Raw genomic sequence first — 14,270 nt, 5'->3', positions numbered from 1 at the left:
GATTTCCGGGGAGGTGAAATCATTCGCCGGCCAGAGCGGTCACACTGACCTCCAGCAGCACATCTTCAAAAAGAACGCTCTGCACGGTGATTCGGGCCGGATAGGGCTCAGAGACGTACTGGCCGTAGACTTGGTTGAACTCCGTAAAATCAGCCAGATCTTTCAAATGCACATCGACTTTTACGATGTCGGCCATGGTGCTGCCGGCCGCCTCAAGAATGGCCTGAATATTTTTCATTACCTGATGGGTCTGCTCTTTGATGCCGCCGGGCACCACTTCATCAGTTCCCGGATATTCCGGTGTCTGACCGCTGACAAACACAAAGCCGTTGGCGATGATGGCATGGTTGTATGGTCCTGCCGGCAGGGGTGCCGTTGATGGATGAATCGCTTTTTTGTTCATGAAAAGCCCCTTTCTTACATGAAATGCTTTTAAATTGTCCTGAAAATGCTTTTAAATTTTCTTGAAGTTTTCTTTCATCAGTGCCAGGTATTGTTCAGGCTCCACACAGCTGCCGCTGAGAATGATGCCAATGCGTCTGCCGGCGGTTTCCACCTGGCCCTGTTGCAATGCCGCCACTCCCACAGCCGCCGCCCCTTCAATCACCAGGCTGTGATGTTCGAGGGCAAACCGCATGCCGGCGGCAATGGCTTCTTCCTTCACCACCACATGCTGATCCACCAGTTTGCGGATCAGCGGCAGGGTGTAGTGATTTTCTCTGCCGATGCCTCCCAACAGTGATCCGGCCAGGGTTTCCTGTTCTTCAATGGCCACCGGCTTTTCTGCCTTCAGACTTTTCAGCATGGCCGGTGACCGGTCAATGGAAACACCGACGATGTGAATCTGGGGATTAATGGCTTTTGCCGCCAGGGCTGTTCCCGCCAGTAAACCGCCGCCGGACAGGGGTACCAGAAGAGTATCCAGCTCCGGTTGTTCTGTCAGCATTTCCAGCGCCACCGTGCCCTGGCCGGCAATGACTGCCGGATCGTCAAAAGGAGGCACCGCCACATAGCCTCTTTCCCTGATCAGATGCTCATAATGGGTTTCAGCCTCATCCTGGGATTTTCCCATGACTTCTGCAACTGCCCCCAGCTGTTCCACCAGGGCCACCCGGTTTTTCGGCACATGTTCCGAAAGGCATACCACTGCCTTTACCCCGGCTTCCCGGGCCGCATAAGCCACTGCACGGCCATGGTTTCCCGTGGAGAAGGTAATTACGCCCCGCTGTTTTTCAGCCTCCGTGAGTCCCATGATTTTATTGGCAGCGCCCCGCAACTTGAAAGCCCCGGTGTATTGCAGGGATTCCAGTTTTAAGTGGATGGATAACGCTTCCACTGATTGTGTCAGCTGTGGTGCAGGAATCAGGGGTGTCTGCCACACGATTCCCCTGATACGCCGCTGTGCCGCCAGTACATGCTGCAACTCCAATGACCGCCAGTTTAACAGGGTATTTTTAAGCACAGTCATGGCGTCACCGCTTCACGCAGATTTCCAGGGGATAATCAAAGAAATGCTGAATGCCCGTGTCTGTCACATAGAAAGAGGCATCCACCTCAAAGCCCACATCATCCAGCCAGATCCCGGGAATCAGGTGCAGGGCCATGTTTTTCTGCACAACGGTTTTATCACCGGGTCTGACACTGATGGTTTGCTCGCCCCAGTCTGGCGGATAATTCACTCCGATGGAATAGCCGATGCGGGATTCTTTCACCAGACCTGTTTTCTCGATGGTCCTGCGCCAGGTGGCTTCGATTTCTTCGGCGGTTACGCCAGGCTTAATCATGTCCAGGGCAGCACTCAGCCCTTCCAGCACGGTCTTTCCCGTATCCCGCATCAGGGCCGGAGGTTCCTGGCCCAGATACATGGTGCGGGCAATGGGAACATGATAGTGCTTGTAAACACCGCAGAGTTCCAGCAACACTGCTTCTTCATTCTCGTATCGTTTTTCTGTCCAGGTGAGGTGGGGGGTTTTGGTTCCTTCTCCTGCCATCATCAGCGGCACGATGGCCGGGTAATCGCCGCTGTGCTGTGCGGTGCCCCGATACTGAACGGCTGCAATGGCCGAAGCGGCATCACATTCCCGCACACCGGGTGCGATGACTTCCTGGGCGGCGGTCATCACATTGTGGGCAATTTCACCGGCAATTTTCATAAACCCGATCTCTGCATCCGATTTGATCACCCGCACCCAGTTCACCAGGGTATTGGCATCTTTAAAGGTGGCGTCGGGAAGGGATTTTTCCAGCTCCACATAGGCCCGGTGGGTGAAATAAAACTGGTCCATTTCCACCCCGATGCGCCCTTTGTCCCAGCCCCGCTTTTTAATCACATCTGCCATGTAATGCATGGGATGCTTCACCGTGGACTGGACATAATCATCTGCATACTCCAGAATGTTGTCATGGGACAGGATACTGTTGAGCCGCGCCGCATTGGCATCCATGCCCCGGCCGATCCACACCGGCTCCTCCTGTTCCAGGGAAACCAACAGGCATTGGTGCACATAGAAGCTCCAACCGTCGTATCCTGACAGATAGTTCATATTGGCCGGCTGAGAAATGAACAACAGGTCGATACCCCATTCGTTCATTTTTTCCTTGGTCCGGCGCACCCGTTCCATATACTCCTCTTTTGAAAAAACCGCCATCCTCTGTTCCCTCCTTATTGGTAGTCACTGCCATCCGCTTTTCTACAAAAATCTGCCGTCTGCTTCACGTACCACTGCCGAAAAAACGTAGTGAATCATGGTGACAAAATCGAAAACCGGCAGTCCCACCGCCCGCTGCACCGCCGGTGCATAGGGGGGCAGTACGCTGCATTCCAGGAGAATTATTTTCACTGCCGGGTCTTCTTTCACCAGCGCCACAGCAGCCGCCGCCACCTCTTCTTCCACCCGCTTGACATCCAGCAAACCGGTTTCTTCAATGAAGGCCGATGAAAAAGCAGGCGCCTGCTGTAAGCCTTTCATACAGATGCGTTCACCCAGGTTGGCACCGCAAAGAGCCAGCACTGCCGAGGTTAACGCATTGGAGTCAACCGTTAAAATACCAATTTTATGTTGGTCCGGAATCAGGTGTGCCAGAAAGGGAACCTGCAGCAGGCTGGAGAGAAAGACCGGCAGATCCAGCTCTTCCCGCAACGCCTGCTGGTAGAGGGCCATGAACCCGCAGTCGCTGGTAATCGCCCTCACCCCTTCCCGTTTCAGCTCTCTGGCTGCTGCCATCACCTCATCAAGTGCCGAGAGATCATGGCTTAAAATGCGCTTCACCGTTAATCCCGGCACCCGTTGAAAGCGAACGGGAAAAGGATAGGTGGTGGCATTGGCCACATCTCCGGGAATGAAAGGGGCTTCACTGTCCAGTAATAAAATGCCAATGGCTTCGCCGTAGCTCACCTGACCCGGTTTTTTTCGATAGATCATCTCATCGCCTCCCGCCGCTTAAAAGAGTGCCGAGTTGGGCAGGAACAGGGCAATTTGAGGAAAAAGCACCAAAAGGACTGTTGCCAGCATGAGAATGGCAATAAACGGTGGTGTGTTGCGAATAATTTCCAAATAGGGTCTTCTGAAAATCAGCTGAGCGGTGAAAATATCGCACCCAAAGGGGGGCGTTGCCGAACCAATGGCACACTGCAGTACCACCAGCACTCCCAGCAGAATGGGATCGACCCCGGTCTGAATAACATAAGGTGCAAAGATGGGGCTCAGCACATAAATGGCCACAATGGGATCCACAAACATGCAGGCAATGAAGTAGGCCGCCACCACAATGAAGATCACGTAGAGGTATGAGGGATCTTCACCAAAAAGCAGGGGCAGGTATGTTTGAGGGATACGCAGAAAACTGAGAAGCCATGAAAAGGCACTGCCGGCCCCCACCAGGATGAACACCACTCCTGTGACCACACCCGTTTGCAGAAAATGATCGATGAGATCTCCAAAACGAATGGTGCGGTAGATGATTCCCTCAAGGATCAGTGCGTACAGCACCGAAACAGCCGCCGCTTCTGTGGGGCTGAAAAAGCCGCCATAGATACCGCCAATGATAATCACCGGAAATCCCATGACCAGAATGCCGCCCTTCACTGCATCCTTTCGCTCTTTGAGATCGGCCTTGGGAATACCGCCGATGTTGTTTTTCTTGGAGTAATAGACACAGTAAATGGAAAACATGAAAAAGATCAGCAGTCCTGGCCCCACTCCCGCCAGAAACAATTTGCCCACCGAGGTGCCTGTGACAACTCCGTAGACAATAAATCCTATGCTGGGGGGAATCAGGAAGGCAATATCACTGGAATTGATGATGAGTCCCAGAGTGAAGGGACTGGAGTAACCAGCTTCCAGCAGCATGGGCCGCATGGTGCCGCCGATGGCTGCCACAGTGGCCTGGGTTGATCCGGATACGGCTCCAAAGAGGGTGCAGGCGGCATTGGTGGTAATGGCCAGCCCACCGGGAATATGCCCCAAAAAAGCTTTCACCATGCGAATCAGCCGTTTGGCTGCCTGTCCTGCTGTAATGATATTGGCCGCCAGAATAAACATGGGCACCGCCACCAGTGACGGCGGAATCATTCCGGTGACCACCTGCTGAATGATGACGTTCATGTTGAAAGTGGGCATGTTGACGTAAATATAGAGAATGAGAGATCCCAGCAAAACAACCATGAAGGGAAATCCCAACAGCAGTTTGGTAATCATGGTACCTACCAGTAATAGCATGTTCTCACCTCTCTCTTAAGCCATGGGCGGATGCTGGCTTGATTTGTCGGCATTTTCCTCGTGTTCCTTCATTTCCTCCACCATTTCCTCCGCCATATCTTCAAACTTTTCTGCCAGCTGCTGCAGTTCCTCCGCCTCATATTCACCCTGTTGTTCCGGAGACAGCCACACCTCAGGCACCGACAGATTTTTAATGATGGTTCGCACATACTGAACCCCGGCAGAGAAGAAGCCCAGGGGGATAATGGCCAGAAAAGTCCAGTAGGGCAGCCGCAAAGCCGGCGTGCGGTGGGACATGGTTCGGGCAGTGCTCATGTAGCTAAAGGCATAGCTGGACAGCAGAAACATGACCACGGCACTGATAGTGCAGATGATAATGATCATCACTTTTTGCATTTTGGGGTTCATAGCGTCAAAAAACGCACCCATTCGAATGTGCCGCGCTTTTCGGACGCCGTAGCTGACCCCCACAAAGGTGATGAGGACCACCAGCAGTTCTGTCAGTTCTTCCACAAAATAGATGCTGATAAAAAAGGTCCTGGCAAACACATTGACAATCACCAGCGTGGCCAGGCAAAAAACACCCAGCGACAGGACAATCACCTCAAACCAGTCAAAAGCACGACCGAAAACTTTAAAGAGAAAGGAGAAACTCATCTTATTTTCTGCTTCCATGGCGACGCTCCTTTCAGAGTTCTCCGGCAAACCATCCATCGGTTTGCCGGAGAAAAGTAGCTGTATTAGTGGTTAGTCAATTCCCAGGGCTGCCTTGGCATTTTCGATGTCATTGAGCAGGGCTTCCAGAATTTCTTCTGCCTGTGGTCCGCCGATTTCCAGGAACTTGTCGTAGACAGGCATGGCCAGTTCTCTAAAAGCTTCCTGCTCTTCGCCTCTGATTTCGTGATACACAATTTCAGGCCGCTCAGCCATCATGGCCGCCAGATCCTCTTCATGGCGGGCTTCAATCCATTCGGCTGCCGGAATAATGGCATCAATCCACCAGTCTCGCATTTCCTGCTGCACTTCCGGCGGCAGTGAATCAAAGAACTGCATGTTCACCGTGGGAATCCCGGTGAAGGGTTCTGCATATATTTCAGTGAGGTAGTCCTGCACTTCATAGAAGTTCATGCTGCGGATGGCAAAGATGGGATTCACCTGTCCGTCAATGAGGTTGGTCTGCAGGCCGCCATAAATTTCTCCGTAGTTCATTGGTGTGGGAGCTGCGCTGTAAGCCAGATAGTCTTCCACCAACAAAGCTGAACCCATGACCCGCACTTTCAGTCCACGCATGTCATCCACCGTCTGAATAGGACGATTGGAGGTGATGGTCTGCCAGCCTTCGTACATGAGACTCAAAGGAACCAGCCCGTTACGGCGGAAGGCTTCTTCAAGAACGTCCATGAAATCACCGTTGCGCACCACCCAGTCCATGGCTTCCCCAATCCGCTCATCAGGCCACAGATAATGCAGGGCCAGTACCTGGGCTTCAGGAACAAAGGCACTGATCCAGGCAAAGTCGGTGAACACGTACTCCACCACTCCCAACTGAGCCAGTTCATTGATATCGCGGGTGTCTCCCAGGGTTCCATAAGGGTAGACAGTGACATCATACATGCCATCGGTGACTTCCCGCATGTGATCGGCATAATGCTCAGCCCACACGGTCATGAAGTCGCCTTCAATTTCTTCAGAGGCAAATTTCGGCTCCAGTTGACGGTCCAGTACCAATCCACCGGGTGCTTCTCCCGGAGCTGCAGGTTCAGATGACGCTGCCGGTTCAGCCGGTTCAGCAGGTTCTGCGGGAGCCGGGGCCGGACTGCCGCAGCCTGCCAGTGCCAGGGTGCCCACCAGTGTGATCAGCAGCAGTAACACCGTCAGTTTCTTCATGGTCGCCGTGCTTTTTTTCATTATTTCTCCTCCTTTTATGGCTCGATGTTCGATTAACCATCCCTTTCTGCGCTTATTGGCTGCATTGCTTCCAGGTTTCAGCACAGGCGGGATTGGTATATCCTTGGCAATCTTTCGAATAATCAGTAAATAGATCCGGCAACGATCCCCGGTTCCTGCCAGTTGAACGGCTATCCCTCGGGTGCTTCAAAGTAAGCTGTTGCCGCCTTCACCAACAGCTCCACACCTTTCACCAGCACCGATTCATCTATGTCGAACTTGGGGTGATGGTGGGGGTAATGGGTTTTCTTCTCTTCATCCCCGGCTCCCAGAAAAGCGAAAGCACCGGGCACCCGGGCAGTGAACTCCGAAAAATCTTCACTGGCCATGCTGGCATAAGGCAGGATGCACGCGTCGTCTCCCATCACACGGGCTGCCGTTTCTGTCATTAAGCGGGTCATTGCCGGGTGATTGATGAGGGGAATGTTCTCCCGAAACCACGTCATTTCACAGGTGCAGCCATGGGTGGCGGCCACCTGTTCCGCCAGACGGCGCAGCCGTTCCACCGGCCTGTCCTCCCGGTCATCATACAGCGTGCGTATGGAGCCTTCCAGGGTCATTGTGTCGGGAATGATATTGGCTTTGGTGCCGCCGCTGATTTTGCCGAACATGATCACCGTGGGCTTCATCAGACTGATTTCCCGGGTTTGAATGCGCTGGGCCGTTTGAATCAGGTCGGCAGCAGCTATCACCGGATCTCTGGCGGTTTCCGGGTAGCCGGTATGTCCGCCGGCACCCCTGATGGTGATCCTGAAGATATCCAGGCCTGCCATGACACCGCCTGAAGACAACCCTACAGTACCGCTTTTCAGAGGCGTCCAGACATGCAGGCCCAGCGCCGCGTTCACTTTTGGGTTTTCCAGCACGCCATCATCAATCATGGGGAGTGCCCCTGCATTCTCTTCATTGGGCTGAAACACCAGCTTGATGGTCCCCTTCAGTTGTTCCCGGTGTTGCATCAGTACCTTGGCTGCCACCAGCAGTATGGCCGTATGGGCATCGTGGGCACAGGCATGCATGACGCCTTCGTTTTGTGATTGGTAGGGAAGGCCGGTTTCTTCCTGCACCGGCAGGGCGTCCATGTCGGCCCGCAGCATCAGCACCGGCTCCAGTTGTGTTCCTTGTATAATGCCCACCACACCGGTTCCAGTCATGCGACAGGTGGCAATTCCCAGTTGCCCCAGGTAGGCTTCCACCGCTGCCGCTGTTCGGTGTTCTTCAAACCCCACTTCCGGATGGGCATGAAAATCCCGGCGCAGGGCAATGAGTTCCTCTTCCAGTTCTTCAATCTGTTGCCGAATGGCATCCATGAGGCATTGATCCCCTCCTTTATCCCTGCCAGCCCAGAAAGACTGACAGTCTGTTGGTGGCATCCTTCAGCCCTGCCTGAATCTGGCTGATTTTGTTGAAAGTCATGCGAATACTGGCACCGCTGACACTCACGGCCGCCACAATTTCGTTCTTGTAGTCTCTCACCGGCATGGCCACACAGGTAAGCCCCGCGCAGAATTCTTCATCGTCAATACTGTAGCCCTGGTGTCTGATTTTCTCCAGCTCGGTCATCAGATCGTCCATGTTGGTGAGGGTGTTGGAGGTGTAAGCTTCAAAGGGTGTATCTCCAAAAATGAGGATCACTTCTTCCCGGGTCATTTCCGAAAGCAGTACTTTTCCCATGGCAGTGGCATGAAGGGATTCCCGGGCGCCAATCTGCAAATTGGCTATCAGGGAGGTTTTGGGACTTATTTTGGAAATGGTCACCACGCTGTCCTTCACCCGAACCCCCAGGTTCACCGTTTCCTCACAGCGGTCGCAGAGCTCCTGAAGAATCTGCTTGTCAACGTTATAAAGATTGCGCTGACGGGGAATCACATTCCCCACCTCAAAGAGCTTCCAGCCCAGCTGGTAACGCTTGCTTTCTTCATTTTGCTCGATGTAGTTTTTGGCAACCATGGTTTCCATGATGCGATGCACCGTGCTTTTTCCCAGCTTCATTTCTTTGCTCAGCTCACTGATGCTGATCCCTTCCCGATAGTTGTCTCCGGAAAGCAAATCAAAGACTTCCAATGCTTTTTCAACGGTTTGCACCGGGTATTTGGGAATTTTGACTTCTTTCGACTGAGTGGTTTTTTCTGTTTTTTCCATGATTGATACACCTGACTTTCACTTTTTCTTCCCAGTATAGCAGACAGATGGGAACAATTCATACCGGAAGGGAAACAAGTGAGGGAAAATGGGTTTTCCATTAAGACCGGAAAACCCACCAGAGATTAGATCCAGCCCCGCGCTTTCATGGATTTGCTGACTTTTGTCAGCGCATTGATCCAGGCAGCATTGCGCAGCGATGTGTGTTTCGCCTCTGCCGTTGCCTTTGTTTCACGATAGGCCTTCACAATGCGTTCCTTTAACCTGGCATTGACTGTTTCCAGATCCCAGTAAGAGTCTGTCAGACCCTGGGTGCGCTCAAAAGCACACACAATGGCACTGCCACAGTTTGTCAGGACGTCGGGGACAATATGCACCTGTTTTTCCTGCAGTATTTTTTCACCTTCCGGAGTCACCGGCCCATTGGCGCACTCCATGATCACCCTGGCCTTCACCTGACGGGCGTTGTCTTCATGAATCACACTCTGGACGGCTGCAGGCATCAAAATATCACACTCAAGGGCAAAAAGAGCTTCATTGGTAATGGGAGTGGTGCCTGGAAAATCAACGACTGAACGGGTTTCATCCACATAGGCTTCCAGCTCAGGCATGTCCAGTCCCTCAGGATTATGAATGCCGCCATGAATATCTGCCACGGCGATGATTTTGTAGCCTTCCTGATGCAGGAGCCGGGCTGCAATGCGCCCCACATTCCCGTACCCCTGAAGGGCAACGGTGGCTCCCTTGGGAATTCCCAGATCTTTAATCACTTCCATGGTGACAAAGAAGGCCCCGGTGCCGGTGGCTTCCATACTGCCCACCGTACCGCTGGTTTCCGCCGGCTTGTCGTTGATGGCTGCCGGGCTGTGGAATCCGTTGATTTCTTCGTACTCATCCAGCATCCAGGCCATGGTTTTGGCACTGGTGCCAATGTCGGCTCCCGGTACATCCACCCAGGCCCCCTTCATGGGGAGTTTGCGGATGTAAGCCCTGGAAAGTCGTTCCAGTTCACCTTCGCTTAGCTTGGAGGGGTCCACCCGCACGCCACCTTTACCGCCGCCGGCAGGAATGCCTCCCACTGCATGTTTAATGGTCATCCAGAAACCCAGGGCTTTCACTGTATCCAAATCCAGATTGGGGACAAACCGCAGGCCATTCTTCACCTGCCCCAGGGCATCGTTATAATGTACCCGGTAAGCCGTGAAAATTTCCAGTTCCCCATTATCCATTTTCATGGGGATGGCAAATTCGAAAACCCGTTTGGGCTGACTGAGCATCTTGACAACATTTGGTTCAATCCCTGCCAGTTCACTGGCTTCAGCCAGGGTTGCCAGGGCTGTTTCAAAAGGATTCTTACTCATCAAACTCCTCCCGTCTTTTCTCTGTCTTCACGTCGCTTTGTGTCATGGCTTTGGGACAGCCAAATCGTCTGTGTAGTCATTGAAAACCAGCTTGGTGTCACTTTCATCGCACCATTCTTTACAGACCTTCGCCATGCGCACCTTCACTTTCACCAGATGGTTCAGGTGAGCATCGTCATGCCAGGAGTTGTACAGATCACATTCATTTTTGCCCGGCTCAAACTTGAAGTACACCGGTGCACAGATGCGGGCGATTTCATCAGCTTCCACGTGACGCTGGTTGCCACCCATGGAATCAACGATACTCATGTATACGTCCATGGGAATATTGGTGACGCTCCTGATGGCTGCAAACATGGCCAGCGAAAGATCGGCCAGGGGATTGAAGCTGTCGGCTCCCAGTTCTTCCAGCATTTTGGCTCCCACTGCATTGCCGTGACCTGCAAAGACAGAAACCTTAAACTTCACGTCTGCCGGCAGCACGCCTTCTGCCCGCATTTTGCTGGCAATATACAGTAAGCCTTCGTCAGGAATCAGGAATCCACGAATACCAGCCTCAATGCACCGGTTGACTTCTTTCAGCCACAGATACAGGTTGTCCTGTCCTCTGACACGCATGCCGGATACATAACCTTCCGGTGTCAAATATTGCCGACCCGTGTCCCATCCCCTGGTGGCCATGGGATTCACCAGGGTTTCCATTTTGGCGTCGGCACCAATCTGGGCATAGTATTTCAGTTCTGCCTTATCCAGATAAGCTGATCCTCCCACGGTTCCAATCACCCGGTGAATGGGCACTTGCTGTTTTTCAGCCTCTTTCACCAGTGTTTCAAAGTTGGCGGCATTTTCAATGCCAGGCACTTCCATCCGATAATGAGCACCGCCTTCAAAAGTGGTGGTGGAAGAAGGCAGATCGTGGCGATCTTTCAGCGGAAAGCTGGTTTTTTCTGTGATGAACTTCTCAATTTCTTTCATGGACATGGGTGGTTTCCTCCTTTGATTCTATGGTTTATGCGTACTCTTTAAAGAGTTTTTCAAATTCTTCAATGGGGTCAGTGATGTGATACACATAATCGTCGGATGGGAATACGCCTTCTTTCACATCTTTCACATATTCCTTGAAGGCATTGATTTCCACCTCTGCCACATTGGCATAGACTTTGACGAATTTGGGAGTAAAGGCTTGGAATTTGCCCAGCATGTCACTGCTGATCAGCAGTTGGCCGTCGCAGGCACCGGCTCCGATGGAATAAACGGGAATATCCAATTTTTGGGTGATGAAGGCTGTCAGTTCTGGTGGAACAGCTTCCACCAGAATGGCAAAAGCGCCGGATTCCTGCACTGCCAGGGCATCTTCAATGACCCCCCGGGCATTCTTCACGTCTCGCCCCTGGGCTTTGAATCCACCCAGCTGACCGGAACTCTGGGGTGTCAGCCCAATGTGGCCGATGACAGGAATGCCGGCGTCAGAAATAGCTTTGATCCTGGTTTTTACCCGAACGCCGCCTTCCAGCTTAATGCAGTCCACATCTGCCTCTTTCATAAACCGCACCGCATTGTCCACTGCCTGTTCGTCGGAAGACTGGTAAGAGCCAAAAGGCATGTCGCCGATGATCCAGGTGTTGGGAGCCCCTCTGCGCACTGCCTGGCAATGGGAGATACAGTCTTCCATGGTGACCGGTATGGTGCCTTTGTATCCCAGCGTCACCATTCCCAGTGAATCACCCACGAGAATCATATCCATTCCGGCCTGCTCCACAAACATGGCCGTGGGAAAATCATATGCCGTTACCCAAGCCACCTGTTCCCCTTCTTTTTTCATTTTCATCAGATCCAGAATGCTTTTCTTCTTTGCCATTTCCTTTTCCTCCTTTTCTCGTTCTTCACCTGAATACTTTGATTAACACTTCGACACTTTAACACCTATCACACCTATCACACCTATCACACCTATCACACCTATCACACCTGCCTCCGAATTACAGAACACCTTTCCAATATTATTGCTTTTTTAGCAGTTGCATCCATCTCCGAAGAAGATATTCGGTTGATTTGGGGTCTTTTGTTGCACTCAGGCATTGTTTTATCGGCAATATCTCCCGAAATGACACCTGGTTTTTTCCAGCAACGGTCGGTTAAATCAAAATATTAGAACACCGTTCTGTTTAATCATACTGGAATCATTTTCCTGTGTCAATAAAAAACAGGCAAAAAAACAAAAAAAACCGTCGATTCTGATTATTCTCATCTTGAGCCACTTTATCCTTTTTTGACCACCCACCGTTTCTTTTCACCAGGCTTTCATGAAAAATACTGCTGTTTTCGGGTATAATGGGAGAGACTGACAGATTGATGTTCGCAAAGGAGTGAACCCATGTTACGGCTGCTCCCCTTTCTCAAACCTTACCGATGGTGGTTCATGCTGGTGGGGATTCTGTTAATGCTCATTGCCCTGCTCACCACCCTGCCCCCGTGGCTGATTCAATATGCCATTGATGAGGTGTTCCCCACTGGCGACACCACCTGGCTGCTCTGGCTGGGGGGCGGTATTTTGCTGCTGTCTTTAATGGAAGGCCTTTTCAGCTTTACCCAGCAGGTACTGAGTGAGTGGGTCAGTCAACGGGTTATTTTTCAGATACGAAATCAGTTGTTTCATCATCTGAATCAGCTTTCCTTTTCTTTTTTCGACCGCACCCAGGTGGGCGATCTCATTTCCCGGGTGGTCTCTGACACAGACACCCTGAAGCGGTTCATCGCCTTCGGTTTGCTGAAGGTGGTTACCAACGGGCTGGTGCTGCTCTGGATTTTCGTCAGCCTGATGATGTGGAGTCCCTGGATGGGCTTCCTGTTTTTGCTCATGATTCCCTTTATGGTTCATGCCATGTGGACTTACAGCTTTCGGGTGCGTCCCGCCTTCCGCCGCATCCGTCAAACCACCGGCCGCCTCACCTCCTTCACACGGGAGCGTCTGGCGGGCATTGAAGTGATCAAGCTTTTTGGCAATGAAACCCATGAGGAAAATCAGTTTCAACAGGAAAACCAGGAATATCTTCAGTACCAGGTGGAGGCTGCCCGCCTGGGAGCGTTCTGGCTTCCCTATTCAGAAGTTCTGTTGGGTTTTTTTGCCGGTCTGGTGCTCCTGGCCGGCGGCTGGCTGGTGACCACCGGGCGAATCACCGCCGGATCTCTGGTGGGTTTCATGGCCTATGTCAACCTGCTGAACCGCCCCATCCGGCAGACCGGTTTTCTTCTCAGCCTTTTTCAACAGGCTGACACAGCGGCCGAACGCATCCACCACCTGTTGGACCAGGAAAGTGCCATTCAAAATCATCCCGGTGCCCAGCCCTTCACCCGTCTCACCGATTCCCTCTCCATGCAGGGCGTCTCCTTTGCCTATGATGCTCAACCGGTGCTGCAACATGTCACGTTTAAGATCAAGGCAGGCGAAACCCTTGCCATCGTAGGCCCCAGCGGTGCCGGCAAAACCACCCTGGTACACTTGCTGCTGCGCTTTTACGCGCCTTCGGCAGGTGAAATTTTGCTGGATGACCGTCCCATTGAAAGGTACACGGTGGAGAGTCTGCGGGAGAAGATTGGGTTGGTGATGCAGCATCCCTTTCTGTTTGACGGCACTCTGCGGGACAACATCGCCCTGGGAACCCCCGATGCCACTTTGGCCGATATTCAGCAGGCCGCCAGACTGGCCAGCCTGGACTCCTTTATCAAAGCCCTGCCCCAGGGATACGACACGCCCATCGGCGAACGGGGCGTGCGCCTCTCTGGCGGCCAGGCCCAGCGCCTGGCCCTGGCCCGGGTTTTGCTGCGTCAGCCGGAAATTCTGGTGCTGGATGAGCCCACCGCCAGCGTGGACCATCTCACCGATGCCCATATCATGGAATCTGTATCATCTCTCATGGCAGGCAAAACCCTGCTGGTGATTGCCCACCGGCTGGCCACACTGCGCAGCGCTCATCGGATTCTCTTTCTGGAAGACGGCCGCATCACCGGTTTGGGGACACACCATGAACTGGTGACCAGCCACGCCGGCTACCGTGGGTTTATTGAAGCATCCGGCGACATAGCCGGCAGGGGAGGTGTGTAG

13 protein-coding genes are annotated in these 14,270 nt (G+C 52.7%); 1 reads left to right on the top strand and 12 read right to left on the bottom strand.

All coding sequences use genetic code 11. The features are described from left to right. Positions 1–19: 19 nt before the first annotated feature. The 12 genes from QOL74_RS11310 to panB form a co-directional block, all read right to left on the bottom strand. The gene (locus QOL74_RS11310) at positions 20–403 is read right to left on the bottom strand and encodes a Rid family detoxifying hydrolase (protein WP_283409589.1); all 384 of its coding nucleotides are present in this window, start codon (positions 401–403) and stop codon (positions 20–22) included. Between the two features lie 51 nt (positions 404–454). Continuing rightward, entirely contained in the window at positions 455–1,468 is a 1,014-nt protein-coding gene (gene eutB / locus QOL74_RS11305) for a hydroxyectoine utilization dehydratase EutB (RefSeq protein ID WP_283409588.1), read from the bottom strand. Positions 1,469–1,472: 4 nt separating this feature from the next. Then, entirely contained in the window at positions 1,473–2,648 is a 1,176-nt protein-coding gene (locus tag QOL74_RS11300; RefSeq protein ID WP_283409587.1) for a M24 family metallopeptidase, read from the bottom strand. Positions 2,649–2,690: 42 nt separating this feature from the next. After that, the gene (locus tag QOL74_RS11295; RefSeq protein WP_283409586.1) at positions 2,691–3,422 is read right to left on the bottom strand and encodes an aspartate/glutamate racemase family protein; all 732 of its coding nucleotides are present in this window, start codon (positions 3,420–3,422) and stop codon (positions 2,691–2,693) included. Positions 3,423–3,440: 18 nt separating this feature from the next. After that, complete coding sequence (locus tag QOL74_RS11290; RefSeq protein WP_283409585.1) at positions 3,441–4,718, bottom strand: TRAP transporter large permease; 1,278 nt, start codon at positions 4,716–4,718, stop codon at positions 3,441–3,443. A gap of 15 nt (positions 4,719–4,733) precedes the next feature. Next, on the bottom strand, positions 4,734–5,393 hold the full coding sequence (locus tag QOL74_RS11285) for a TRAP transporter small permease (protein WP_283409584.1): 660 nt from the start codon (positions 5,391–5,393) through the stop codon (positions 4,734–4,736). Positions 5,394–5,465: 72 nt separating this feature from the next. Further along, positions 5,466–6,626 carry a TRAP transporter substrate-binding protein gene (locus tag QOL74_RS11280; RefSeq protein ID WP_283409583.1) on the bottom strand — a complete coding sequence of 387 codons (1,161 nt, stop codon included), beginning with the start codon at positions 6,624–6,626 and terminating at the stop codon, positions 5,466–5,468. 170 nt (positions 6,627–6,796) lie between these two features. Continuing rightward, a complete protein-coding gene (locus tag QOL74_RS11275; RefSeq protein WP_283409582.1) occupies positions 6,797–8,038 on the bottom strand; it encodes a M20 metallopeptidase family protein in 1,242 nt (413 codons plus the stop codon). Then, a complete protein-coding gene (locus QOL74_RS11270) occupies positions 7,995–8,807 on the bottom strand; it encodes an IclR family transcriptional regulator (protein WP_283409581.1) in 813 nt (270 codons plus the stop codon). The genes QOL74_RS11275 and QOL74_RS11270 overlap by 44 nt, the downstream gene beginning before the upstream one ends. Positions 8,808–8,932: 125 nt before the next feature. Further along, entirely contained in the window at positions 8,933–10,168 is a 1,236-nt protein-coding gene (locus QOL74_RS11265) for a Glu/Leu/Phe/Val family dehydrogenase (protein WP_283409580.1), read from the bottom strand. 42 nt (positions 10,169–10,210) lie between these two features. Beyond that, positions 10,211–11,149: a hypothetical protein gene (locus QOL74_RS11260; RefSeq protein ID WP_283409579.1), complete on the bottom strand. Its 939-nt coding sequence runs from the start codon at positions 11,147–11,149 to the stop codon at positions 10,211–10,213. A 28-nt stretch (positions 11,150–11,177) separates the two neighbouring features. Next, entirely contained in the window at positions 11,178–12,026 is an 849-nt protein-coding gene (gene panB, locus QOL74_RS11255) for a 3-methyl-2-oxobutanoate hydroxymethyltransferase (protein WP_283409578.1), read from the bottom strand. Between the two features lie 516 nt (positions 12,027–12,542). Between panB and QOL74_RS11250 the strand changes: the two genes are divergently transcribed. Continuing rightward, positions 12,543–14,270 carry an ABC transporter ATP-binding protein gene (locus QOL74_RS11250; protein ID WP_283409577.1) on the top strand — a complete coding sequence of 576 codons (1,728 nt, stop codon included), beginning with the start codon at positions 12,543–12,545 and terminating at the stop codon, positions 14,268–14,270.

The sequence above is a fragment of the Anoxynatronum buryatiense genome, from assembly GCF_900182905.1.
In the GTDB taxonomy this organism is placed as follows: Bacteria; Bacillota; Clostridia; order Peptostreptococcales; family Tindalliaceae; genus Anoxynatronum; species Anoxynatronum buryatiense.
This window is presented reverse-complemented; position numbering and strand designations above follow the sequence as displayed.